Annotated in this window: 26 protein-coding genes; 4 read left to right on the top strand and 22 right to left on the bottom strand. The window is 53.4% G+C overall.

Features of this window, described 5'->3' with window-relative positions:
* The 6 genes from infB to QOS46_RS11385 form a co-directional block, all read right to left on the bottom strand.
* Window positions 1-2571, bottom strand: coding sequence for a translation initiation factor IF-2 (infB, locus tag QOS46_RS11410; RefSeq protein WP_283609856.1), 2571 nt, complete (start codon window positions 2569-2571; stop codon window positions 1-3).
* Window positions 2572-2575: 4 nt separating this feature from the next.
* The gene (locus tag QOS46_RS11405) at window positions 2576-2899 is read right to left on the bottom strand and encodes a L7Ae/L30e/S12e/Gadd45 family ribosomal protein (protein WP_283609854.1); all 324 of its coding nucleotides are present in this window, start codon (window positions 2897-2899) and stop codon (window positions 2576-2578) included.
* Window positions 2896-3192, bottom strand: coding sequence for an RNase P modulator RnpM (rnpM, locus tag QOS46_RS11400; protein ID WP_283609852.1), 297 nt, complete (start codon window positions 3190-3192; stop codon window positions 2896-2898). Before rnpM ends, QOS46_RS11405 begins: the two co-directional genes overlap by 4 nt.
* Window positions 3193-3280: 88 nt before the next feature.
* Complete coding sequence (gene nusA / locus QOS46_RS11395; RefSeq protein ID WP_283609851.1) at window positions 3281-4366, bottom strand: transcription termination factor NusA; 1086 nt, start codon at window positions 4364-4366, stop codon at window positions 3281-3283.
* 6 nt (window positions 4367-4372) lie between these two features.
* Complete coding sequence (locus QOS46_RS11390) at window positions 4373-4867, bottom strand: ribosome maturation factor RimP (protein ID WP_283610825.1); 495 nt, start codon at window positions 4865-4867, stop codon at window positions 4373-4375.
* A 107-nt stretch (window positions 4868-4974) separates the two neighbouring features.
* A complete protein-coding gene (locus QOS46_RS11385) occupies window positions 4975-5514 on the bottom strand; it encodes a stage V sporulation T C-terminal domain-containing protein (protein ID WP_283609849.1) in 540 nt (179 codons plus the stop codon).
* Between the two features lie 207 nt (window positions 5515-5721).
* On the opposite strand from QOS46_RS11385, the gene QOS46_RS11380 reads away from it, so the two are divergent.
* Both QOS46_RS11380 and QOS46_RS11375 read left to right on the top strand, forming a co-directional pair.
* Window positions 5722-6171: a hypothetical protein gene (locus tag QOS46_RS11380; protein ID WP_283609847.1), complete on the top strand. Its 450-nt coding sequence runs from the start codon at window positions 5722-5724 to the stop codon at window positions 6169-6171.
* A gap of 30 nt (window positions 6172-6201) precedes the next feature.
* Window positions 6202-7119 (top strand): D-2-hydroxyacid dehydrogenase, encoded by a 918-nt coding sequence (locus QOS46_RS11375; RefSeq protein ID WP_283609845.1) that lies wholly within the window; start codon window positions 6202-6204, stop codon window positions 7117-7119.
* A gap of 1112 nt (window positions 7120-8231) precedes the next feature.
* On the opposite strand, the gene QOS46_RS11370 is transcribed toward QOS46_RS11375, so the two are convergent.
* From QOS46_RS11370 to QOS46_RS11355, 4 genes are read right to left on the bottom strand one after another with little or no spacing between them, the layout of a single operon-like run.
* Window positions 8232-8822 (bottom strand): Rnf-Nqr domain containing protein, encoded by a 591-nt coding sequence (locus tag QOS46_RS11370; RefSeq protein WP_283609843.1) that lies wholly within the window; start codon window positions 8820-8822, stop codon window positions 8232-8234.
* A 2-nt stretch (window positions 8823-8824) separates the two neighbouring features.
* Window positions 8825-9517, bottom strand: a complete 693-nt coding sequence (locus QOS46_RS11365) for an Rnf-Nqr domain containing protein (RefSeq protein ID WP_283609840.1) — start codon at window positions 9515-9517, stop codon at window positions 8825-8827.
* Window positions 9504-10436 carry an RnfABCDGE type electron transport complex subunit D gene (locus QOS46_RS11360; RefSeq protein WP_283609838.1) on the bottom strand — a complete coding sequence of 311 codons (933 nt, stop codon included), beginning with the start codon at window positions 10434-10436 and terminating at the stop codon, window positions 9504-9506. Before QOS46_RS11360 ends, QOS46_RS11365 begins: the two co-directional genes overlap by 14 nt.
* A 7-nt stretch (window positions 10437-10443) precedes the next feature.
* Window positions 10444-11682, bottom strand: a complete 1239-nt coding sequence (locus tag QOS46_RS11355; protein WP_283609836.1) for a 4Fe-4S dicluster domain-containing protein — start codon at window positions 11680-11682, stop codon at window positions 10444-10446.
* Between the two features lie 77 nt (window positions 11683-11759).
* On the opposite strand from QOS46_RS11355, the gene QOS46_RS11350 reads away from it, so the two are divergent.
* Entirely contained in the window at window positions 11760-12332 is a 573-nt protein-coding gene (locus tag QOS46_RS11350) for a hypothetical protein (RefSeq protein WP_283609834.1), read from the top strand.
* On the opposite strand, the gene rpe is transcribed toward QOS46_RS11350, so the two are convergent.
* The 8 genes from rpe to QOS46_RS11310 all read right to left on the bottom strand — a co-directional run bounded on the left by rpe (window position 12329) and on the right by QOS46_RS11310 (window position 19867).
* Window positions 12329-12967: a ribulose-phosphate 3-epimerase gene (rpe, locus tag QOS46_RS11345; protein WP_283609832.1), complete on the bottom strand. Its 639-nt coding sequence runs from the start codon at window positions 12965-12967 to the stop codon at window positions 12329-12331. The two genes, QOS46_RS11350 and rpe, sit on opposite strands and share 4 nt — an antisense overlap.
* A gap of 292 nt (window positions 12968-13259) precedes the next feature.
* Window positions 13260-14201: an AEC family transporter gene (locus QOS46_RS11340; protein WP_283609830.1), complete on the bottom strand. Its 942-nt coding sequence runs from the start codon at window positions 14199-14201 to the stop codon at window positions 13260-13262.
* Window positions 14198-14605: a hypothetical protein gene (locus QOS46_RS11335; protein ID WP_283609828.1), complete on the bottom strand. Its 408-nt coding sequence runs from the start codon at window positions 14603-14605 to the stop codon at window positions 14198-14200. Before QOS46_RS11335 ends, QOS46_RS11340 begins: the two co-directional genes overlap by 4 nt.
* Before the next feature lie 86 nt (window positions 14606-14691).
* Window positions 14692-15024, bottom strand: coding sequence for a hypothetical protein (locus tag QOS46_RS11330; RefSeq protein WP_283609826.1), 333 nt, complete (start codon window positions 15022-15024; stop codon window positions 14692-14694).
* A gap of 146 nt (window positions 15025-15170) precedes the next feature.
* Window positions 15171-16358, bottom strand: a complete 1188-nt coding sequence (locus tag QOS46_RS11325; protein ID WP_283609824.1) for a 3D domain-containing protein — start codon at window positions 16356-16358, stop codon at window positions 15171-15173.
* Between the two features lie 620 nt (window positions 16359-16978).
* Window positions 16979-17182: a hypothetical protein gene (locus QOS46_RS11320; RefSeq protein ID WP_283609822.1), complete on the bottom strand. Its 204-nt coding sequence runs from the start codon at window positions 17180-17182 to the stop codon at window positions 16979-16981.
* A gap of 405 nt (window positions 17183-17587) precedes the next feature.
* On the bottom strand, window positions 17588-18472 hold the full coding sequence (locus QOS46_RS11315; protein ID WP_283609820.1) for an NYN domain-containing protein: 885 nt from the start codon (window positions 18470-18472) through the stop codon (window positions 17588-17590).
* A 165-nt stretch (window positions 18473-18637) separates the two neighbouring features.
* Entirely contained in the window at window positions 18638-19867 is a 1230-nt protein-coding gene (locus QOS46_RS11310) for an LL-diaminopimelate aminotransferase (RefSeq protein WP_283609818.1), read from the bottom strand.
* Between the two features lie 225 nt (window positions 19868-20092).
* On the opposite strand from QOS46_RS11310, the gene QOS46_RS11305 reads away from it, so the two are divergent.
* Window positions 20093-20956: a LysR family transcriptional regulator gene (locus QOS46_RS11305; protein ID WP_283609817.1), complete on the top strand. Its 864-nt coding sequence runs from the start codon at window positions 20093-20095 to the stop codon at window positions 20954-20956.
* Between the two features lie 10 nt (window positions 20957-20966).
* Here the strand turns inward: QOS46_RS11305 and QOS46_RS11300 are convergent, their stop codons facing one another.
* The 4 genes from QOS46_RS11300 to rplM all read right to left on the bottom strand — a co-directional run bounded on the left by QOS46_RS11300 (window position 20967) and on the right by rplM (window position 22629).
* On the bottom strand, window positions 20967-21446 hold the full coding sequence (locus QOS46_RS11300; RefSeq protein WP_283609816.1) for a DUF6773 family protein: 480 nt from the start codon (window positions 21444-21446) through the stop codon (window positions 20967-20969).
* Window positions 21443-21640 (bottom strand): helix-turn-helix transcriptional regulator, encoded by a 198-nt coding sequence (locus QOS46_RS11295; protein ID WP_283609814.1) that lies wholly within the window; start codon window positions 21638-21640, stop codon window positions 21443-21445. Before QOS46_RS11295 ends, QOS46_RS11300 begins: the two co-directional genes overlap by 4 nt.
* A 143-nt stretch (window positions 21641-21783) precedes the next feature.
* Window positions 21784-22185, bottom strand: coding sequence for a 30S ribosomal protein S9 (gene rpsI, locus QOS46_RS11290; RefSeq protein ID WP_283609812.1), 402 nt, complete (start codon window positions 22183-22185; stop codon window positions 21784-21786).
* A gap of 15 nt (window positions 22186-22200) precedes the next feature.
* The gene (rplM, locus tag QOS46_RS11285) at window positions 22201-22629 is read right to left on the bottom strand and encodes a 50S ribosomal protein L13 (RefSeq protein ID WP_283609810.1); all 429 of its coding nucleotides are present in this window, start codon (window positions 22627-22629) and stop codon (window positions 22201-22203) included.
* Window positions 22630-22646: the final 17 nt, after the last annotated feature.

The raw sequence follows: 22646 nt of genomic DNA, 5'->3' as shown, positions 1-22646 counted from the left end.
TTAACCCTCCCGGTATTCCTCCATGGCAAATGCTTCGAGAATGTCGCCCTCTTTCACGTCGTTAAAGCGCTCTAGCGCAACACCGCAGTCATAACCATCGGCAACCTCTTTTACGTCATCTTTAAAGCGGCGCAGAGAAGCAATTTTGTCTTCGGTAATCACGATGCCGTCGCGCACCACGCGAACCTGGGCGTTTCTGATGATTTTGCCGCTCGTCACATGGGCGCCGATAATGGTACCCACATTCGAAACCTTATAAATTTCACGGGCCTCCACACGGCCAAGCTGAACCTCGCGGTATTTCGGGGCAAGCATGCCCTTCATTGCGGATTCAATTTCGTCGATGCAGTCGTAAATAACGCGGTACAGGCGCATATCCACACCGTCGCGCTTGGCGTTTTCTTCGGCGATGGGATCGGGCCGCACGTTAAAGCCGACAACAATTGCGTTGGAAGCGTTCGCCAGCATCACGTCAGATTCGCTGATTGCACCTACACCACCGTGAATGACAACTACGCGCACTTCTTCGTTCGTAAGCTTTTCGAGCGACTGGCGCACAGCCTCAACAGAACCCTGCACGTCGGCCTTAACAATAATTTGCAGCGTTTTCATATCGCCCTGCTGCATCTGATCGAACAGATTGTCGAGCGTAACCTTAGTCTGGGAGCGGAACTGCTCTTCCTTCTGCTCGTTGTAGCGCTGTTCTACCAGCTCGCGGGCCAAACGCTCGTCAGAAACGACGTTCAAAATATCGCCGCCGGTGGGAACCTCACCGAGACCGGTGATCTCCACGGGCATAGAGGGGCCAGCCTCTTCCACGCGGTTGCCGAGATCATCCATCATGGCGCGCACACGGCCCACGCTGGTACCGGCCACAATAGTATCTCCCACGCGCAGGGTGCCATTCTGCACCAGCACCGTGGCGATGGGGCCGCGGCCCTTATCCAGCCGAGCCTCAATAACAGTGCCCTTTGCCGCACGCTCCGGATTCGCGCGCAGTTCTTTCATATCTGCTACCAGCAAAATCATCTCAAGCAGATCGTCGATACCCTGCTGTGTCTTAGCAGAAACGGGGATGCACGGCGTTTCGCCGCCCCATTCCTCAGCCACGAGGCCGTATTCGGTGAGCTGCTGCTTCACATGGTCGGGGTTGGCGCCGGGCTTATCCATTTTGTTCACGGCTACGATAATCGAAACGCCTGCGGCCTTGGCGTGGTTAATCGCCTCAACCGTCTGCGGCATCACGCCGTCATCGGCGGCCACCACCAGCACAGCGATATCCGTTACCTGCGCGCCGCGGGCACGCATGGTAGTAAACGCCGCATGGCCAGGGGTGTCGAGGAAGGTGATGGGCCGATCCTGTACCTGCACACGGTAAGCACCGATGTGCTGGGTAATGCCGCCCGCCTCGGAAGCCGTTACTTTTGCATTGCGGATCGCGTCGAGCAGAGAGGTCTTGCCGTGATCAACGTGTCCCATCACAACAACGACCGGCGCACGGGACACAAGGTTATCGTCCTCGTCTTCGCTGTCATCAATAATCTGCTCTTCAATGGTGACGACAACCTCTTTTTCCACCTTGGCGTGGAATTCCAGCGCAACGAGCGCTGCGGTGTCAAAATCGATGGTATCATTGACTGTGGCGAATACACCTAAAGCCATCAGCTTTTTGATGACCTCGGCAGCGGTGGCCTTCAGGCGCAGCGCAAATTCACCAACAGTGATTTCTTCGGGAATTGTGACCGTCATCTGCTTCTGCTTACGCTCCTGCGCAATACGGCGCAGACGCTCGCCCTCGGTTTCGCGGCGGGCATTTCTCGGCTTGCCGCGGTACTGTGAGCTGCGCTGGGTCAGCTTCTGCTTTTTCACGACGTTGTCTGTCTTTACCTTTTCGGAAGCCATACGGTCATACTTTTCATTATAACGGTCGAGCTCCACATTTGAGGTGCGGGTGTCGACAATGCGGCCCTGCGGCTTTCTGACCACACCGGAATCGGCTGCGGAGGCGGAACCGTTGTTGTTCTGCTGCGGCTGGCCGTTCTGGCTGTGCTGCTGCGGGCGGTTCTGCTGGCCCTGCTGGTGGGCGGGACGCTGCTGACTCTGCTGACCCTGCTGCGGGCGGTTGTGGTTCTGCTGCTGACTCTGGGCGGTGGTTGGCTTCGGGCCCACCGGGGTAATCTTGCCCGGTTTTACCGCTTTTCTCACCGGCGGCGCACCGGCGGCTGCCGCCGGTGCCGGAGCAGCTGCAGCTGAAGCCGGAACAGCTACTGCCGGAGCCTGCTCCGGGCGCTGTGCGGGCGCAGCGGGCGCGGCCGGTGCGGCAGGCTGTGCCGCCTCCGGTGCCGGAGCGGCCTTGGGCTCATTCTGTGCGTTGTCGGCAAAGTACGTGTCTAAAGAGCCCACGCTGTTCTTCTGCGTAATGGAATCAAACACCATGTCAAGCTCCTGCTCCGTCAACGCGGTCATATGTTTTTTTGTTTCGTCACAATACTTTTGCAGAATATCGATCACGACCTTATTCGGTACGTTCAGATCCTTCGCTACTTCGTGCACCCTGTATTTCATCATCATTGACTCATCCCTCCCGTTTGTCTGCAGCCTCTTTGGCCAATTCCGTTAGCCTCTTGGCAAATCCCTGATCATTCACCGCAATCACTCCGGTTTTTTTTCCCAGAGCAATGCCGATTTCCTCCATGCCGTCCGCAAGGGCGATCCAGGGGACCTCTGCCTGCAGTGCCGCCTTCTGTGTATGGGTGGCGGTGCGCTCGGAAACATCCCGAGCCAGTATAATCAGTTTTGCCTCTCTCTTCTTCAGGGCTTCTTCCACGGCATCATGGCCCAGACTGAGTCGGCCCGCGCGCCGGGCGATGCCCAAAAGAGAGAGAACCTGATTTTTCATTTTCCGATCTCCTCCTCTAGGCGGTCGTATACCTCCGCCGGTATGGGGCAGGAAAAAACCCGCTCAAACCGTTTGGACTTACGCGCCGCTCTCAGACAGTTAATATCCTTACATACATAAGCACCGCGCCCGGGTTTGCGGCCGGTTAAATCCAGCGAAATCTCGCCCGGCCCAATGATCTGCCCGGATTCATCCTTCACCTCCGGCGCCTTGACCACCCGAACCAGCTCTTTTTTCGACTTCATTTCTCCGCAGCCTGCGCACATACGCAGGGGCACGCGCTTTTGCATCATACGATCTTACTCCTTCCCGCGCACTTGCGCGGCAATTCTCCCGTTGGAAGTGGGGAGGGAGGGTCCCCCGGCCGATTGCCGACTGATTTTATTCGTTCACAGGCTCCGCCGGCTTACCGACGACGGGCTCTTCCCCGAAAAATCCGCTTTCGGGCTTAATGTCTATCTTCCAGCCGGTCAGCTTGGCAGCCAGACGGGCGTTCTGCCCCTTGTTGCCGATCGCGAGCGAAAGCTGGCTGTCCGGCACAGTCACGCGGCATACACGCGAGCCGTCCTCCGCTACCTGAACGGAAACAACATCCGCCGGGGAAAGCGCCGACGCAATGAACTGAGCCGGGTCGTCGTTGTACTCAACAATGTCGATCTTCTCACCGCCCAGCTCGGTGACGATATTTGAAACACGGGCGCCTCTTGCGCCGATGCACGCGCCGACCGCGTCAACATCGGGGTTATGGCTCTGCACTGCAAGCTTAGTGCGCGAACCCGCCTCGCGGGAAACGGCCTTGATCTCGACCACGCCGTCGTAAATTTCGGGAACCTCGGTTTCAAACAGACGCTTCACCAGATCGGGGTGGGTGCGGCTGATCATGGCGCGGGGACCCTTTTCGGTCTCCTTCACGTCTACCACATACACCTTGATGTGATCGCCCTCTTTGAGCTGCTCATCGCCCACCTGCTCGCTTTTGGGCAGCACGGCCTCGGCCTTGCCGATTCTCAGCGTGGCCGCTCCCGAGCGGGGGTCTACGCGCTCTACCAGCGCGGAAACCAGCTCCTGATTCTTGCTCTGGAATTCCTGCATCATCTGGCCGCGCTCGCCGTCGCGGATGCCCTGACGAATAATGTTTCTGGCCGTCTGCGCGGCGATTCTGCCGAACTCCTTGGTGTTCAGCGCCACATTGACCTTATCCTCCACACCGGCGGAGGGGTCAATTTCTCTGGCCTGCGCCAGCGAAATCTCCTTGCCCGGGTCTTCGACCTCTTCGACGACTACCTTGCGCAGGAACACTTCAAAATTGCCGCGGGCGGCATCCATATTGATGAGTGCATCTTCGTTACCGTAGCTGTTCTTGCATGCGGTCAAAATCGCCTTCTTGATTTTGTCCAGCATAAAATCGACCGGGATGCCCCGTTCCTTTTCCAACAAATTCAAAGCTTCAAAAACTTCGCTGTTCATCTAAACTTACTCCTCTTCAAAATCGTCATCCAACAGACGCACCGATGCGCTGTCTTTCTGGGCAATGGTAATCATTTCCTCCGCCTCGTCGCGCAGGTGGATCACCCCATCCGCCAGAGAAAGCAGTTCCCCATACAGCTCCCGGCGGCCATCCGGCAGCGGGCGAATTAATTTAACCCGCACCGGCGAGCCGGCAAAACGCTCAAAATGCTCCGGGCGGGTTAATTCTCGGTTAATACCCGGAGAGCATACCTCCAGGCAATAGCTTTGCTCAATCGGGTCTTCTTCATCCAACAAAGCGCTCAGCGCACGGCTAACCGTTTCGCAGTCGTCAAGGCCAATGCCCTCAGGTTTGTCAAGAAAGATCCGCAAAAACCAGTCCGCGCCCTCTTTGACGAAGCGGACATCCCAAATTGTTACACCTGTGCCGCTTGCGGCCCGTTCTGCAAGAGCCCAAACAGCAGCCGCCGTATTCCCTGATTTTTTCTTTTCAGCCAACACTTTCACCTCATAGACAAACAAAAGAGCGGGTCACCCCACTCTTTCATCCTCACCGTTATTTACTCGGTATAGTATAGCATATTCTTTTGGGAAATGCAACTTTATTTTCAGTTTTCGATTTGCCGCGCCAGAAACGACGCCGCGGCCTGTGTGAGCTTAATATCGCTAGCGTCGGGCTGCTCGGAGGAATCCCCTGCAAGCAGTACCACAGCGCCCATTACGTCGCTCGATGCAATGATGGGGTACACCACCGAAGCGGCTCGGTTGATTCCTTCCACCGGTTGCAGCGGCGGGCTGTTCTGGTCGCGCACATACGTGTGGCGGGCGTGCATCGTTTCTTCCAGATCCTGCGACACGCGTCGCTCCATATACTCCTTGCGGGAGGCTCCCGCTACGGCGATTACATGATCACAGTCGCACACCAGAGCCGGCCGGTTTGCAATTTTACTCAGCACGTCTGCATACTGTGCCGCGAAAGTGGACATCTCCCCAACTGCCGAATATTTTTTAAAGATAACGCCGCCCTCGGCATCCGTAAAAATTTCCAGCGGGTCCCCCTCACGAATTCTAAGGGTTCGGCGGATTTCCTTTGGGATAACGACGCGGCCTAAATCATCAATTCGTCTGACAATTCCTGTAGCCTTCAAGTTAATACTCCCTCCTGCGGTTTGATTTATGGTTATTATCCGCACTCTGTTTTCTCTTATTCATGCCTCTTCCAATTCCACCAAGGAATCCCTATGGAGGATTTTAACAATTCTTTCGACGGCACGCGCTGTTCATTTCCACTTCTTTGGTGTATAATAAGCAAAAATCAATTGAAAATGGATTCCAAAACACAGGAGGTACCCCCGTTGAAACAAAGAACGCTTTTTTCATCGGCCCTGCTGGCGGTTCTGCTGATGATGGCCCTAACCGGCTGCTCCGCGCGCACCGCCGTGGACGCAAATGACTTTAAAACCCTGGCAGAAGGCGCAGGCTACACCGTAACGGACAACACAGCTCAGCTGACCGGCGCAAAAAGCTACCTGAGCGCGACGGACAAAAGCGGTAACGAGCTGTATTACGCCGCCCTTTCGGATGAAAGCACCGCGCTGCGCCTGTACAACTCTATGAAAGACAGCATCCAGACGGGCGGCAACAAGCCCGCAAATCTGGATTCCACCCCATACGCGAAATACACGGTGACGAACGGTGAGCTGTACTACCGCGTCAGCCGCGTGAACAACACAGTGATTTACGGAAAATGCCTCGTTACCAGCCAGTCCTCGCTGGATCAGCTGCTGGATTCCATCCATTACTGATCGGCAAACGAATTTTCGGGGAGAGTGCGCATGAAAAACGTTTTAGTTCTGCTCCGTTTATCCAATGCTCAGAAAGCGCTTCTGGAACACAGCATTCCCCGCGCAGCTTTTACTTATGCCACTTTTAAAACCGTTACGGACGACCAGCTGCGTGGGGCAGACATCATTCTGGGGAATCCAAAGCCCGAAAAGCTGATTGAACTGCCCCGCCTGCGCCTGCTGCAGCTGCGTACTGCGGGCAGCGACAATTATGAGGGCGAGGGGATTCTGCCGCCCAGCTGCACCATGTACAGTGCGAGCGGCGCTTACGGCGTCGCTGTTTCAGAACATATGCTCGCGCTGACGCTCGCGTTCTGCAAAAAGCTGCATCTGTACCGCGACAACCAACGGCAGTCCCTGTGGAAGGACGAGGGCGAGGTACTTTCTCTCGCTTCCATGAAGGTAGCGGTCATCGGCGCAGGGGATATCGGCAGCCACTACGCGCGGCTGTGCCGGGCGCTCGGCTCCTACACCATCGGTGTGCGGCGCACCGCGGGCGCTCCCTCGGCAGATTTTGACGAGCTGCATACGCTCAGCGAGCTGAATCAGATTCTTCCCCGGGTAGATGTTGTGGCAATGGCTTTGCCGTACACACCTGAAACCGACCGCTTCCTCGATGAACACCGCCTTCGGCTGATGAAGCCGGGCGCACTGCTGATTAACGGCGGGCGCGGCAAGACAGTTGACCAACAGGCCGTGCTGGCCGCCCTGCAAAGCGGGCATCTCGGCGGCTTCGTCACCGACGTCTGCGACCCCGAGCCATTGCCGGAAAGCGATCCCTTGTGGCAGGAAAAGAACGTAATCTTAACCCCGCACATTGCCGGGCTGTTCCATCTGCCCCAAACGCTCGACCTTGTTCTCGAGCTGGCGATACGGAATATCAACCGTTTTCTGGAAGAAACCCCCTGATTTTATTATGATTAGATGCAATGAATCCCCGCTCCGTTTTCGGACGCGGGGATTTTTCTATTTCTGGTTTATTTTTTTCGCGATGGCTTTCAACAATCTATTAACTTTTTGTTAAAAACTATTCTAATTCTACCTACTGTTTTGAAAGAATGCATTTCTTTCGCAGGGATTGCCCCTCAGGCCGGGCGGCGCTTTTCTTTTTTTCTTGAGCGTATTTGTTTTTTCTCCGGGGTTTCCCGTGGGAATTCTGCTGGCGCAGGGCTTGCCCCTCGGGCCGGGGCAGGCCCCAACTTTCTTTACGAAAAGAAAGTAGGCAAAGATTCGCCAAGGCTCCGCCTTCGGAATCCGTTTGGGGGAACGGCTCCTGAAAGCATCACCGACAGCCCTCGGGAAGGCGCTTCATTGAAAATGCCCACTCTCCGAGCTTCCTCTGAACATAAGTCTTGCTGTTCCGTCTGTCGGCGGGCATTTTCAAAGCGCTCTCGTTGGCTCGGAGTTTTTCGGTGCGGCTTCGCTGCTAAACATAATTAGTTAACTGCCTGTTTTCACAAAACAAACGCGTGCTTGTTGGCTCGCAGAAGAATGTTTTCTGTTAGCGGAGAGCTTCTTTTTTGTTTTTGCGGGCATTAAAGCTTTCTTACGCACAAGCTGCGCGCACAGGCTTGTTCCTGTGCGGAAAATTTGCTCCAGAGCGGGAGCTCCTCCCGGTTTCCAAAGGCAGAGCCTTTGGTCGTTGAGAGGGGATCCAAGGGGAGAGAATCGAAACTCTCCCCTTGGAAGGCCTTTGCTTACTTTCGTCCTTTCACGAAAGGAAGTGCCCGCCCCGGCATGAGGGGCATGGCTCTGCGCCAGCAGAATTTCCCCTGCGGGAACCGCGATAAAAAACAGTCTCCCTCTCGCCAAAGCGAGAAAAAACAACATGCCCCGGCCTGAGGGGCAAGCCTGCGCCAGCAGAATTTCCTCCTGCGGGAACCGCGATAAAAAACAATTCCTCTCTCGCCAAAGCAAGAGAGGAAAAAGAACCGGCGCGAAGCGCCGCCTCTCCCCGAGCCAACGAGAGCGCTCGGTAAGGGGGCGCTGAAAAAACAACCCTCATTTTATAGGCAACCCTTCTAAAAGAGCTTGCCTCCGGCAAAGCCGAACATCGCCAACGAAAGAATTCCCACATATAAAAACACCGAGGGCAAGCCCTGAAACGCCTTTGGCATATCGGGGTTCTTCAGCCGCTCCATCGCGTGGGACAAAACAAGCGCCGCCGTAAAAAACGCCACACCTGTTCCGATCGCATAGCCGGTAATCTGCCAGCCGGTCATGCGGAACACCCGCTGAACAAACGGCATGGCTAGAACGATGCAGTTAATCGCTGAGGATGAGAACACCGGCTCCAGCCGTTTATAGCGCGCGGCAAAAAACACACGGTACAACAGCGCAACCAACAGGTATACTGCCGCAACGCACACCGCAAAAATCGCAGGGCGGTAAAACGCCGCAGGACTAATGCCCGGCACCAGCTGGTTCACGGCGATGCCCATCCAGGCAGAAATCAAGGTGAAAATGCTCAAAAGCCCGGCGTACGAAAGCAGTATTTTCGGTCTGCGCGCCGCGCGCAGCACCCGGCTGAACCCCACGCCACCGCAGAAGATTACATTCTGCGCCGTCAGAGCCAGAATGGCATACAAAAACAACTGCGCTGCCATCTCCATTCCTACTTCGCCTTCCTTTCCGCCACAGCTCGTTTGGCATTCGCGTGCTGAATCATCGCCGCGATTGCGCCCAGCAGCAAAAATCCGACTAAGGGATATGCGCCGGCATGCTCCATTCCGCCCGTATTCTTCACAATGTTGCTCCAAATTTCCCTAAGGGCCGCTACCAGAAAGAGTACCGCGGAAAAACCTGCCGTGCAGCCCAGCGAATCCATCAGCACCGCCAGCGAGATGTGCGACGGCGCGTAATCATTGGCACGGGACAAAATAATCGAATTGCCGATCATCAAAACGGTGTATACACTCAGAGCCGAAAACGCCTGCGGCATCAGCCAATTGACCAGCGCCGCCGCGGGCAGGTACATCACGCCGGAGAGTACCAGCACCGCCGCAGGGCGAACCCATACCGGCATTTTGAGCCAGCCGCTGAGAAGGCAAACCGGCAGCATCATAATCAGCATCATCAGCGAAAGCGCTGCGGCGTTCTGCAGGGTATAGCCCGCACCCACCACGGCAAACAAGCCCAACGCGCCGATTGCCACGGGGTTGCGGAACACCAGGCCATTCAGAAAAATACCGATGCTTTCCTTGATCAGACGCTTCTGCACCGTTTTCTTCGAGCCTCTTGCCGCTTTGCGCAGGCCACCCTTTTCCATTAGCTGCGACTCTGTCTTGGACTTCTTACTGCTGCTCATTTCGCTTCGCCTCCCTCTTCGCCGTCACGGCGATCACAAAGCTGTCTATCACAGGGGAAAGCGCGTTCATCAGCAGCACCGCAAAGCAGGCTGCCTGCTCGAACGCTCCATAGCGGCGCATCAGCATCAGCAGAACCCCGGCCGCCGCTCCGTACAGCGCCTTGCCCACATGTGTGCGGGGCGACGTAACCGGATCGGTAATCAAGAACACCGAGCAGAACAACAGTGAGCCCGACAGCAGCTCGTATTTCAGCGAAGTGAGCGGCGTTACCATGATGCGCGGGAACAGCAAGGCCATCAGGCTCGCCGCCGCGAGAAAACACACGGTAATTCGCCAGTTCACCGTTTTTTTCACGATTAGATAGATCGCGCAGGCCACGATCACCAGCACGGCGGTCGTCCCGATCGACCCGCCGTCGGTGCCCCATAGCATTTCAGAGGGGATTTGGTTGGGCTTAAGCCCTTCCTTGAGCACGGAAGCCGCCGACGGCTTCGAAAACGAAAACACCTGCTGCGGCCAGAACACAGTTACAAACGCCACTCCGGCGGCGGCGGGATTGAACGGGTTATTCCCGGTAAAGCCAAACGGCACACGGGCCACCAGCACCGCAAACGCGCTCGCCAGAATCGGCAGCCACAGGGGTGCCAGCGGCGGCATCAGCATCGCAATCATCAAACCCGTCACCACCGAGGAAAGCTCCGAAATATCCACCTGCCGCTTTGCGAGCATACAGGCGGCAATTTCAGAAACAAAGCAGGACGCGATTGATGCGAAAGCAACCCACAGCACGTGCATACCGTAGTGCACTGCGGGCAATGGCAAAAGAAGAGCCAGCGCCAACAGCATGTCCTTCATCATAGTAGAAACCGTTTGTCCGCTGCGGAGAAACGGCGGTTTTTGAATCATAAGCTGCTGCATTCGGCGCTTATCCCCTTTCCTTGATTTCCATCGCACGGGCCACCGCTCCCGAAAGCTCAAGACCCGACGGGCATGCCACCGAGCAGGCGTTGCAGGCACAGCACCGATCAACGCGCAGCAAATGCCGCGCATCGGGGTATTCCTGCCCTTGCAGACGGCGGTAGATGTCCCAAGGCATAATTCCCACCGGACACGCCGCCTCGCATTTCCCGCACCCGATGCACGGGAACACCTTGATGGTCTGCGTCGCTTCCGGCAGAACGATCAAGCACCGCAAATCTGCGGTAACGGGCGCAGAAAGATCCTCCACCCGGTTCCCTGTAATGGGCGAACCTGCGATTACCACCGTGCGTTTTTTGCGCCCGCATGCGGAGAGCAGGGCTTCGATCGGCATTCCCAGCGGCACCCGCAGGTTCTGCCAGCGGGAAAGACCCTCCCCCGCCACGGTAACAACCGTTGTGGTCTGGGGGATTCCACGCTCCGCCGCCTGCGCAAACGCTTCGAGGGCCTGCGCGCCGATCAGTCCGGGGTTGTGCCCTTCGCGGCGCAAGCGCTTCAGAAGGCCGGGCAGCGCAGGGTAACGCCCTCCGCTGCCAACCAGCAGCTCGGCCATATGGCCCGAAACATGAGAGTAGCTGCGGTCACGCAGGCCGCTGACAACCGCCACACCGGTTTTCTTCGCGTCCACCGCCAGAGCCGCCAGCTCCAACCCCTGCCGAACTCCATCCGGGTTTTCGCGCAGGACAGCCAAACCGCTGCAAACATACGGCTCGTCATCCAGCACATTCGCACCAAGCCAATCAAATTTCATTCTGCGAAGCCGTTTCAGCTTCTTAAACAAGGGTATCCCATCATATTCATCAATAATCCCGGCAGCCGCCGCAAGCCGAATCAGGCTGTCCGGCGTATGCTCCACTCCGGGGGCATCCAACGTCAGCTCCTGCGGCTCGCCGTCCTGCCGGATTACCGCGCAGTCTACAACTCCCCGCACCGGGTGCGGCAGAGTCTGAAAGCCGGTAACCTCGCCGCTGACCGGTGAGGTTACCGCGACATGGCTCCCGGGCATAGAAAGCTGAGAAAAGCGCAGCACCGTCTCCCCCGCGCGCACACAGCGGTCTGAGAGCGCCTGAGCGCCCGGAAGCGGCACAAACAACACCTCCGGCGCAGGCAGCGCCAAAATCTTCGCTTTCATCGTTCGGCTCTTTTGCTGCTCCAGCCGGATGCCGGAGGAAAAAAACGAAATCATTGAAAATCACCTCTTACAAAATACCGGGGCGTTAATATTATAGTAGTGAAGCTCTTATTGTGATTGGGGGTGTCAATTTGAAGACAAAAGCCCTGGATGCTTCTCACCTGCTGATCATCCTAACCGCGCGGGAAACCCGAGCCTTAGGGTTGATGCAGGGACTGAGCTGGAGCAGCCTGCACTGCCGGCTGACGATCGCCCGTATTTTTGCCGCTGCTTGCGCCAGTACCAACTTTACGTTAAAGAGAGATCAGGTCGCGATCCGTGCGATGGCAACCGCAGACGGCGAAACCGTGCTGATGTTTACCGCGGTAGCCCCTGTGAAAGCCAAAAAAGGAGAACCTCGTAAAATTTACCGGATCAAATGCTCTGGGCCTTATGTGTATGAACTGGAAAACGCCGGAGATCTTCTGGACGTTCTGGAGCATCTGCACCACATCAACACGCTGGGCGGATGCCAGCTGCTGCGGTACGGCACCAGCTACCGGCTGATTCTTTCCCCGTATTTTGCTATGAAAGAAAAAACAGAAGCCTTTTTAAAAGAATATGCCCGGCTTCGCGGCATTGGCAAAACAGCCGCAGCCCTTTCTCTGGAACACGGCGAGCTGCTCTCGCGCGACGCGGTGAACCAGGTGGGCGGGTGCCTTTAGCAGCCGGCCGACTGCAGCTGCCGAATCGCCGCGGCGGGGTCCTCCGCTTTAAAGACCCCAGTGCCGGCCACGCAAACGTCCACGCCCGCCCGTGCGCATTCCAGAACTGTTTGGGCGTTGATCCCTCCGTCCGCTTCAATCAGGACGGAGGGATTTTTCTCTTTTAGCTGCCGGGCCTTTAAAAGCGGACCGGACATAAAGCTCTGCCCCCCAAAGCCAGGTTCCACCGTCATGATCAGCACCAGATACAGCTTGTCCAAATACGGGAAGATCAACTCTGCGGGGGTCTTGGGCTTTATTACCATCGCGGGGTGCGCGCCGTGGGTGAGGATTTCGGCGATTACCTCATCAGGATCGTCGGCACATTCCACATGAAACGAAATAATATCGGCGCCAGCCGCCACAAAATCGGCGATGTAGCGCTTGGGGTGCTGGATCATCAGGTGAACATCAAACGGCAACGTGGTGTGGGGCCGCATGGCCGCGATCACCGGCGCGCCAAAGGAAATATTCGGAACAAACGCACCGTCCATTACGTCCAAATGAACGAAATCGGCGCCGCCGTCGGTAATTTTTTTCAGCTCGTCCGCCAGATGTGAAAAATCCGACGCGAGCATCGAGGGTGCTACTAACATGGTTCAGAACTCCTTCCTGCGCAAAGCGCAGCGGCCTTTTTTTGCAGTACTTTTCCTGGGGAAAGCTCCGGCGCTCCCTTTTTTCCGCCCGGAGCGCCGTCCCCTCTTTCGATCTGTTCTATTTTACCCCAATTGCCGCTCTTTTTCAAGCGCGCGTCTTTCCCCCAAACACGTCCAAATAGAAAATGCCCGCCACAGCCGTAACGACTGAGGCAGGCAATCTATCTGAAGCGGTACTCAATCTCGCCCGCAATCCATACTATGCGCTTTCCCGCACACACGCCACTTCTTTTTAGAAGGCGGAGGCCAATTTTTGCGCCATCGCCGCAATCACCGGCATTGTGATAATCGAAAGCAGCGTGCTAAGCGCGATCATCTTACAGGCCAGCTGCACGTCATTGCCGAGCTTGATCGCAAACAGCACCGCATTCACCCCAACCGGCGCGGCCATCAGCAGCGCTGTTGTCACCATCACATCCGAATCGGGCCGCAGCAGCCACAGCAGCAGCAGAAAAGCCATCGGCACCACAAAGAGGCGCAGCGCCGTTATCAGGCGGACCTCGCGGTCTGAAAATATCTCCCGCAGGTTTAGCTTCGCCATGTACGTACCCACCACGATCATCGCCAACGGCGTGTTCATTCCCCCGATGGAGTCAAGAGTCTGAAGCAGCGGCGCGGGCAGATGAATGGACAGCGCGTAAAGCGGCAGGCCAACCGCAAAGCTGACGGTACCGGGGTTCAGCATCGCCTTTTTTAGCATTTGCCTGCGGTCCCCCGCGGCTCCGCCCAGTATGAGATACCCATGCGTCCATGTCAGAAGGTTAAACGCCACCACGCACGCCGAGGCATACACCACACCCGCGCTGCCCAAAACCGCCTGAGCCAGCGGCAGACCCATAAACCCGCAGTTAGAGTATACCGCGCCATAGCGCAGCATCCCTGCACGGCTTTTTGTCTGCTTTCGGAACAGCAGCTGCATTACCAAGGCGGTAGCGATCATCCCCGCCAGAAATAAAAAAATAGTCAGCAGGATTTTCCCCGTGCTGACTCCGGCCGAATCCGCCTGAAGGGCCGCGATAATCAAGCACGGCCCAACAATGTATAACAGCAAGTTCGTTAGCTGAGCCGCGCCGCGTGAGGTGATAATCCGCTTTTTAAAGCAAATATACCCCACTCCCATCATCAAAAACATGACGAACACTTTTTCTGTCAAGATGAGGATCGATGCGATCAAGGCTGGTTCTCCCCGTGGCTGTCCGGAACATCGTCGGCCGGCTCGGAATTTCCTTCCAAAGCTTTCTGCGGCAGAGACTGTTCTTCCGACTCGCCGTACTTCTTATCCTGCTCAGGAGCTTGTCCGGCCTTCTCCTGCTCCTGAGCGGCCTCGGTCCGCTTTTTTTCGCGGTAGAAGGCAACGCCCACCACAGCCAGCGCGACTGCGGTGACCCCGCGCAGCACCCACCCCATGGTTCCGCTGAACATGTGGTAGTCCGGATACAACAGGTTCATCAGCCACCATCCGCCGAGAAATAAAAAATAAATCCCTGAAAAAATAAAAATCTTGTTTTCCTGGCGCAGTTTAAAAATCATAATCAGACCCGCTGCAAACCAAATTATGGGGTAAAGATATGCCATCATGCCGTTTTCTCCTGTTCTCTAAAAAGAGAATTTTCTAGAAAGATTCAGCTTTTAGTATAAAACCGGAGGATGGGATTGTCAAGGACTCACGCACACCGGCCCACGCCGTGGTGATCCCCCGGCACCGCAAGCCGGGGGCAATCCTTTCCGGCACGGCGGCGGGAATGCAGAAAATGCGCCCTTCTCTCTTTCGAGATCCGTTCCTTGCGAACGGCCAGCAGGCAGCAGCCCACAAGCAGGCCCTGCATCAGGCTTTGCACGATCTGCAACGCAAAGGAACCTCCCGGTACCAAAAGGCCCAAGGCTCCCGCGAGCGCGCACAGCGCCCAGATTTGGCGCGTTTCTTTCCGCCGGGGCCGCTCCCGCAGAAAAACCAGCATTGCAATTGCCAGGGTTAACACCGTTATCATTGTACTCATCGTTCCGCCTCCCGAAACCGCTCATACGTTCGATTTATTCCATAATATCAAATGTTTGTTCGATTTGCAAGAGGGTTTGCAAAAAAAAGAGGAACAGCAGATTTTCTGCCGTTCCTCTTTTTCGATCCCTCGCGGGGATTCCACGGTCAGTCCAGAATATAAATCAGCATATTGCGCACACCAAAGCTATTACACTGACTTTCCGTGTTGTAGTACAGGTCGACCAGAACCCGGCCGCTGAGCATTGCTCCGCCGGTATCGGCCGCCTCGGCATAACCGTATACCACTTTGCCGTTGGACGAAGTAATATACAGCTTTGTTCCATAAGGAATAATTTTGGGGTCAACCGCCACATAGCCAACCTGAGCCGGCTTGCCGGTTGCGGTGCGTCCGCCATTCGAGGTATAAGCGGTTGCCTTGCCCTTAAGCACTTTGCTGTAAGTGACCTGATTGCCGTTTTTGTCCGTAAAGGTGGGGGCGGATACCTCTTCCACTGTCTCCTGATCGGGAGCCACCAGCTTTACTTCTGCAACAGGCTGTTTTACAATCGCGCTGCTGACGGTTTCGGTCTCATTTACAATACCGTCCACCAGCTTTTCACGGGCGACAACTTCACGCTGGCCGGTTTCACCGACTGTCGTAACGCGGTAAGCGCCCTGCGAAATAGTATCGTCTTCTTTTGTTACCGTTGTATACGGGATTTCTTCCGTCTTTGTCACTTCGCGGTAGGTGACTCTTTTTACGGCAACCACAAGACCGTCTCCCACCGGTGTTTCCGGAGAGGGAGTCACGATGTCATCCTCACCCAAAGAGATACCGCTCTCCTCGAGCGCCTGCCCTACGGTTCCCTCAGAAACCACGGGGCTTACAAAGCCGCCGTCGAGCAAAACGTGGATTCCATACTGCTTTGTTACCTGAACCTGGTCGCCCTCAGAAAGATCTTTGTCGAGGGGAACACTGACCTGGTCTTTGTCACTCACCTGTACCCCGGCCTTTTCGAGCGCCTGGGCAGCGGTTTCATTCGCATACACGATCACCGGAGTGGTTTTCCCTTCGGCTGTAACGTTTACCTCGTATCCTCTGCGAATATGAATTACGATTCCATGTTCATCGTCTCTTGTTACCACATCGTGGGGGCCAACTTTCACTTGGGCCTGTGCCAGAATGTCTTCTGTTTTAGAAGACAGCACCTGAATCGTATAGGTGTTATTATCATCCACAATTGTGGCGGCAATGGTGGTTGCAACCGCTGTTACGACGGAGCTTAAAAAAATAATCATCGTCAGCGCAAACGCGACGAATTTTTTCGCCGGAAAATGAAGTTCCAACTGCATTGTCTCCTTTCTTCTTCCTCAACTGCTTTGAATATGAAAAAGCCGCAAAGAAACTTTGCGTCGTTGAGGTAAGGAATTCGGATGTGCGTCAATGGAGCTATTATATCTGCACATTATGGATGCTGTCAAATTAATTCGCGTTGTATTTTTGTATTGTTTGCACAATTCAAAAAAATTATAATTCTTATCAGAAACAATAATCACCTGTTTTCTCCTGTTTTCTATTTTTTCACCCTTGGATATGGGGGCGTTTTCTGTGCAAACTGCAAGAAAATCACCGGTTACAATCTTGTTACAATCGTTACAGGCCTGTTTTTCTTTGTAAAACCAAAAGAAAAACATAAATTTTTTATTAATAAAAAAGAAATTTAAACCTTAAAAATCCAGCAATTGCTGATTTTTTGAACTCACCTTTCTTTTTTTCCTGTTTAACAGAACCTGTAAAATTTTGTATGAATATCGCGAAAAAATCTTATTATAAAATGGCTTTACGAATTTGATTTTTGAGATTTGCAGATCCTATTAATGAATTATTCATGAACTTGTCCATTAGGCCTTTTAAATAAAATATCTGTTGTGCTAAGTTTTGATTTGGATAATATTCTCTGTAATATTATGGGTTAAAAAAGAATATCTATGCTTTCCTCTTCGTTTTCACTTCCAGATTCTTTCGTTTTTTTAAGCTTGTGATTTACTGCTCCTTTGGGGAAGTTTTTTCCCATTTTAAAAGCCCGCAAACAACAATTTTGAGAAAAGAAACGGTATTTTACACGGCGGATTTTTGCCGTGAAACAATCTGAAAAACGCCCACGTTTCCTTTTCATTATATATAGGGAAATCCGGCGGTTTTTCGTGCTGCCAGATTTCTCAAAAGACTGGCTGTGCGCCTGGGTTTTGGCCTTTTTTTAAATGGTCTTGCGCTAAAAGCATTCCGTGCCGGGGAGCTTTTTGTTCTTTTGGGTTGAATCTTGTTGCAACGTGGTGCCAAAATGCGTTTTGAATCTTCTACGGCCACTCTGTTTCACGAGGCCGCCTTCGTTTGTTTTGCTGCAAAAGGTGACGCTTTGGGTCCCTGCACTCTCCTCCACAACAGGCAAGGATTGCACAGCGAATTCGTCCGGTTTTTTCTATATATAATGAAAAGGGACTTTACAAAAAAATCCCCGCGCTTTCCAAATGGAAAACACGGGGAAATCGACCGGGCTAAGCGAAGGACTCCGCACCGGCGACTAGTCACTCAGCTTTTTATAATAGTCATACTTTGCTTTCACGACGGACTCCAGATCAAAATCCGGCAGAATGGCTTCCTGCGTCAGGATCCCCTTTTGGATTAACAAATCCTTTTTATCGGTTGGCAGCATCGCAACAAATGACCTGCCATTATACAGATAGTGATAAAACAACACCTTGCCCTGCCGATACAGATCCAAAAGAACATTGGCCATCTCATAAATCATAATTTTCGAGAATGCGATCTCGTTTTTTAGGTTATACTCCAGCGCATATTCCTTGAACACGCCGGTTTTATCAAACTCTGCAATTTTCTCTTCAATATATCGATTGAATTTCTTCCAGTACAAGTCGATAATGTCATCGAGAACCCGGTGCGAAACCTCCGTTTTAACAATCTCCTCCAGCCGAATATGCTCATCGGCAAAAGCAATCAGAGCTTCGTTATATTGATCGCCAGTGGTGATAACCGACACATTTCGTTTGTTGGCACGGATGACATTGAGCAGCGGCGTCATGTCTTTATCGTTGGACATGATGAAGAATTCATCGATATTGTGGTTGGAGTAGATCGAGGTCAGCACATCGATCGTAATTTTCAGATCCGCATAGTTCTTGCCCTGATTCGCGGTGTGAATCGTTTCCACCCCGTAGGACTGAAGCAGCGACTGATGATAGGACTCGTGGAGATCGGTGTTGTCAAAATTGCAGTACACCGCAATTTTAATCACCCGCTTCCCCTGAATTCTGCACCACTCGCGAAGCTTTTCAAAAAAAGCCAGGCGAAGCATATTCTGATTTTGCTCGAGCAGACACTTGTATACATTTTCGTAGTCTACGAACACGGCTACGTTAACCGGCTCCGGATTCCTGATTTCATTCATAATCTCACCTCACTCCTAGCGTAACACAATTGCCCCGCATTTACAATCGCCGCACTTCCGCCTATTCTGCGTAGATTTTCTGTGCAGCCACAGGGAATATCTTATTTTTTACCCGCTGTATGAAAAGGCTCCTTCCTATCTAAAAAACCGGAAGACAACTTTCTTCTAAAACACCAGCTTACAGCGGGCCAGACGACGCTCAATCTCCTCTATCATCCGTGCTTCCTCCTGCGGCCCGTCAGCTACAAACGTGACGGATATTCGAATGTAGTGCCCTACATCATCCCACGGAACCGTAGAAATCAGCGCATTGCGCAGCAGGTAATCCGAAAACTCATCGGCGGTATGAAAAATGCGGCCGTCCCGGGTTCCCTTGGGAATCTCCATATACTCATAAAAGGAGGCTTTGGGCGGCGCGGCCTGAAAACCGATTCGGCGCAGCGCGGCAGACAGCAGCTCGTGCCTCCTGCGGTACTTTTCGCAAACCGCCTCTGTGAGCTCCGGGTGCCCGAGCGCGTAGGCACCCGCGTGCTGGATCGCGATAAACTGCCCGGAATCGTTGTTATCCTTCACAGCTGCGACCGCTTTCACGATTTTCTCGTTTCCCGCGAGAAAGCCCAGGCGCCAGCCGGTCATATTATAGGATTTACTCAGCGAATGAACCTCAATCCCAACCTCCATGGCTCCCTCAACCGACAAAAAGCTGAGCGGACGTTCGCCAAAGGTCAGCGCACTATAGGCGGCATCCTGAATTACGATGATGCTGTTCTTTTTCGCAAATGCGATCACATGCTCGTAGAATTCTTTCGTTGCCACCGCGCCAGTTGGGTTGTTGGGGTAATTCAGGTACAGCAGCTTCGCCTTTTGCAGTACTTCTTGCGGAATCGCGTCCAGATCGGGGAGAAAATCGTTCTCCTTCACCAGCGGCAGCGGATACACCTCGCCGCCAAGCCATGTTGTTTTCGTCCCGATGATCGGGTAGCCCGGCACAGTCATCAGCGTAATGTCGCCGGGGTTGATGAACGCCTGCGGGATCATCGCCAACGCGGATTTAGAGCCCATAGAGTGCAGAATTTGCGTTTCCGGCTGCAAACCGCTGACACCGAACACGTTTTCCAGATACGCCGCCGCGGCCTGCTGGAATAAAAGAATTCCGTTATCCGCATAACCTCTGTTCTTCCACTCCCTGGCCTGCTCATACAGAACGTCGATTACCCCTGCATCTGCCATGGCGTCCGGCTCGCCCACCCCCAGATCAATCATCGGAATTTCGGGATGCTCCCGCTCCATCTGACGCCTTGTTTTTTTAATCTTTTCAAATTTGTACAGCTCCTCCCGCTTCCCGAACGACGTTCCGCCAATGCGGTCTGCAAACAGCTGCTGAATATATTCCAATTCAATCCATCCTTTCTCGTGGGCTTTTCCTCGCTTTTCACTTAAAAACCGTCTGCTGCTCCTTCCCCCGCCGTAGGCGGGGGAAGGAGCAGATCCCTTTCTAAACCGGCGGTTCAAGTGAATTTACTCTATTGATCAGTATAACAGGATGGTGTATGATATGTAAAACTGATATAACCGATTGTTATGATTCGTTTTTTCGATTATAAAAAAGGAGGTAGACTCATGAATACCGATACGCTCAAAACCTTCCTTTTGCTGGCGGAGCTGAAAAATTACACCCATACTGCAAACCAGTTGTTTGTGGCACAGTCTACGGTTACTAACCGGATTCAGGAGCTGGAGGCCGAGCTGGGAAAGGCTCTTTTCGTGCGGAGCAGAAAGTCGGTTCAGCTCACGGAGCAAGGCGAACGCTTTCTGGCCTATGCCCGGCGCATTTTGGAGCTGACACAGAGCGCGGCTGAGGAGCTAAACAGCATGTTGCACTACCGCTCCTCCCTGCGGATTGGCTCGACCAACACGATTTACGACTGCCACCTTTCGCGCAAGCTGGTGGATTACTCCCTGAATCACCCCGACACCAAGCTGAACCTTGTGATCGCCCATTCTCATGCGCTGATCCAGATGCTTCAGGACCGCACGCTGGACATCGCATTTTCTTACGTACCCTGCGCAAAGAACGCCCTTCAATGCTCCCTGTTTACCACGGATGAGCTGCTGCTCGTTACAGGCCCGCAGAATCAGGCTTACCGACACGGGATTTTGCAGCAGGAGCTGGCAGGCATTCCTTATCTCTACTGTGATTTTCCGTTTCAGGAGGTGGGCAGCTACATTCGGGATTTATTTCCGGCAGGGCACGCCTTTCCGCTGGAGATTGACCGCAGCGCAAACCTTCTGCCGTTTTTGTATGGCGGGAAAGGGTATTCCTTCCTGCCCGCCAGCATGGTGCGGAATTCCATCGACCGGGGCACCCTGTTGACCGTTCCTCTGCTTGACTTTTCGATTCCCCGCGTCAACTGCTATCTGCTTACCCGTGGATCATTGGAAAGCGATGCATTGCTGGCGGCATTGCAACCAGAATCCTTCTAGCCGCCATCGCTTAATCATCTTCTTCATTGAGTCGTTTTTCAATCCTTTTTTGCCCTTTGTTATTGAGCCAATATAACAATGCAAATACCAGAGAGGTAAAAATAACAGCAGACAAAGATGTGATTAAGATGGATACAATGAAATGCGCATCAAAGATACCGGTGTATTTATCACCGTAAAGAGAGTAATTCTTCACTCCTGTAATAATGCCTATTATAACGCTTAAAACCAGAATGGCTGATACTGTTAAAACCTTTCCACTTTTTGAGGTGCTCATAAAACTATTCCCAAGCATTATGCTTCGAATCGAGATGTAAAGCGTAGATATTATAAGAATCCCAAACTCCACCACATACTGCGAAAAGGCTAAATTTAACACATAGGATTTCACGATAATGGATGCAGTAGCAAGGAAAACTACAACCTCATAGGCTTCACTTTGAATCTTATTGTTTAATTGAAGAACACGTTCATCTTTTATTTTCATCATGATTCCTCCCAAAAGATATCATTTAATGTTTTATTAAGCGCTTTACAGATTGCCGTGCAAAGCTTTAGTGTTGGATTATAGTTTCCGGATTCTATTAAACCGATCGTTTGCCGTGTAACACCAACCAAATCAGCTAAATCCTCTTGGCTCATCTCCAATTCTATTCTAGCCATTTTGAGTTTTATGTTTTTCAAAAGAACCCTCCTCTCTGACCTGATTGTATATTATACATTGCAATTTGCTTTTAATATAGATGCGATTGACATGGAACAGATAAAAACAAAAACCCCCGAAGCGAAAAGCTTCGGGGGTTTCGTATCTTCCAAATGGAAGAAAATTATCTCTTGGAGAACTGCGGTGCGCGGCGAGCCGCTTTCAAACCGTACTTCTTGCGTTCCTTCATTCTGGGGTCGCGAGTCAGGAAGCCTGCTCTTTTCAAAGTGGTGCGCAGGTTCTCGGTGTCATACTGCAGCAGCGCTCTGGCAATGCCGTGGCGAATCGCACCGGCCTGGCCGGTGACTCCGCCGCCTGCAACGCGGCAAACAACGTCGAACTTGTCAGCCACATTGGTCAGCTCCAGCGGCTGACGAACGATCAGCTTCAGGGTTTCCAGGCCGAAATAATCGTCAATTGTTCTGTCATTGATGGTTACCTTACCGGTTCCCTGATACAGTCTGACGCGGGCCACAGAGCTTTTTCTTCTTCCAGTTCCGTAAAAATATGGAGCCTTATCGTACATGCTTATCCCCCTCCCTTAAAGCGCCCACTCGGCGGGCATCTGTGCGCTGTGCTTATGCTCAGCGCCGGCATATAGGCGCAGTCTGGTGAGCGCCTCGCGGCCGATGGTGGTGTCCGGAATCATGCCTTTTACAGCAAGCTCCATTGCCTTTTCGGGCTTCTCACGCATCAAAGTGTCGTAACGAACTTCTTTCAGGTTACCAATGTAACCTGTGTGGTGGTAGTAATACTTCTTCTGAAGCTTAGAACCGGTCAGAACGGCCTTTGCACAGTTGATGATTACAACATGATCGCCGCAATCCACATGGGGGGCGAAGGTGGGCTTGTGTTTGCCACGCAGCAAAACAGCGGCCTGTACCGCAACACGGCCAAGCGGCTTGCCGGCAGCATCAATCACATACCACTTGCGGTCAACCTGACCCGCTTTGGGCATATAAGTAGACATGAGCGTTTTCCTCCTAA

The organism is Faecalispora anaeroviscerum (genome assembly GCF_947568225.1).
GTDB classification, from domain to species: domain Bacteria; phylum Bacillota; class Clostridia; order Oscillospirales; family Acutalibacteraceae; genus Faecalispora; species Faecalispora anaeroviscerum.
Note: the sequence above shows the minus strand (reverse complement) of the source record. Positions and strands in the feature narration are given on the sequence as shown.

Bases quoted from the DNA above. Each gene is read 5' to 3' on its own strand.
- QOS46_RS11305 (WP_283609817.1), top strand. From the start codon at position 20,093: ATGAATACCGATACGCTCAAAACCTTCCTTTTGCTGGCGGAGCTGAAA.
- nusA (WP_283609851.1), bottom strand. From the start codon at position 4,366: ATGAACAGCGAAGTTTTTGAAGCTTTGAATTTGTTGGAAAAGGAACGG.
- QOS46_RS11315 (WP_283609820.1), bottom strand. From the start codon at position 18,472: ATGAATGAAATCAGGAATCCGGAGCCGGTTAACGTAGCCGTGTTCGTA.
- QOS46_RS11355 (WP_283609836.1), bottom strand. From the start codon at position 11,682: ATGATTTCGTTTTTTTCCTCCGGCATCCGGCTGGAGCAGCAAAAGAGC.
- QOS46_RS11335 (WP_283609828.1), bottom strand. From the start codon at position 14,605: ATGATGGCATATCTTTACCCCATAATTTGGTTTGCAGCGGGTCTGATT.
- QOS46_RS11370 (WP_283609843.1), bottom strand. From the start codon at position 8,822: ATGGAGATGGCAGCGCAGTTGTTTTTGTATGCCATTCTGGCTCTGACG.
- QOS46_RS11320 (WP_283609822.1), bottom strand. From the start codon at position 17,182: ATGAAAAGGAAACGTGGGCGTTTTTCAGATTGTTTCACGGCAAAAATC.
- QOS46_RS11375 (WP_283609845.1), top strand. From the start codon at position 6,202: ATGAAAAACGTTTTAGTTCTGCTCCGTTTATCCAATGCTCAGAAAGCG.
- rplM (WP_283609810.1), bottom strand. From the start codon at position 22,629: ATGTCTACTTATATGCCCAAAGCGGGTCAGGTTGACCGCAAGTGGTAT.
- QOS46_RS11325 (WP_283609824.1), bottom strand. From the start codon at position 16,358: ATGCAGTTGGAACTTCATTTTCCGGCGAAAAAATTCGTCGCGTTTGCG.
- rnpM (WP_283609852.1), bottom strand. From the start codon at position 3,192: ATGATGCAAAAGCGCGTGCCCCTGCGTATGTGCGCAGGCTGCGGAGAA.
- rpsI (WP_283609812.1), bottom strand. From the start codon at position 22,185: ATGTACGATAAGGCTCCATATTTTTACGGAACTGGAAGAAGAAAAAGC.
- QOS46_RS11405 (WP_283609854.1), bottom strand. From the start codon at position 2,899: ATGAAAAATCAGGTTCTCTCTCTTTTGGGCATCGCCCGGCGCGCGGGC.
- rpe (WP_283609832.1), bottom strand. From the start codon at position 12,967: ATGTTAGTAGCACCCTCGATGCTCGCGTCGGATTTTTCACATCTGGCG.
- QOS46_RS11300 (WP_283609816.1), bottom strand. From the start codon at position 21,446: ATGATGAAAATAAAAGATGAACGTGTTCTTCAATTAAACAATAAGATT.
- QOS46_RS11365 (WP_283609840.1), bottom strand. From the start codon at position 9,517: ATGAGCAGCAGTAAGAAGTCCAAGACAGAGTCGCAGCTAATGGAAAAG.
- QOS46_RS11330 (WP_283609826.1), bottom strand. From the start codon at position 15,024: ATGAGTACAATGATAACGGTGTTAACCCTGGCAATTGCAATGCTGGTT.
- QOS46_RS11360 (WP_283609838.1), bottom strand. From the start codon at position 10,436: ATGCAGCAGCTTATGATTCAAAAACCGCCGTTTCTCCGCAGCGGACAA.
- infB (WP_283609856.1), bottom strand. From the start codon at position 2,571: ATGATGATGAAATACAGGGTGCACGAAGTAGCGAAGGATCTGAACGTA.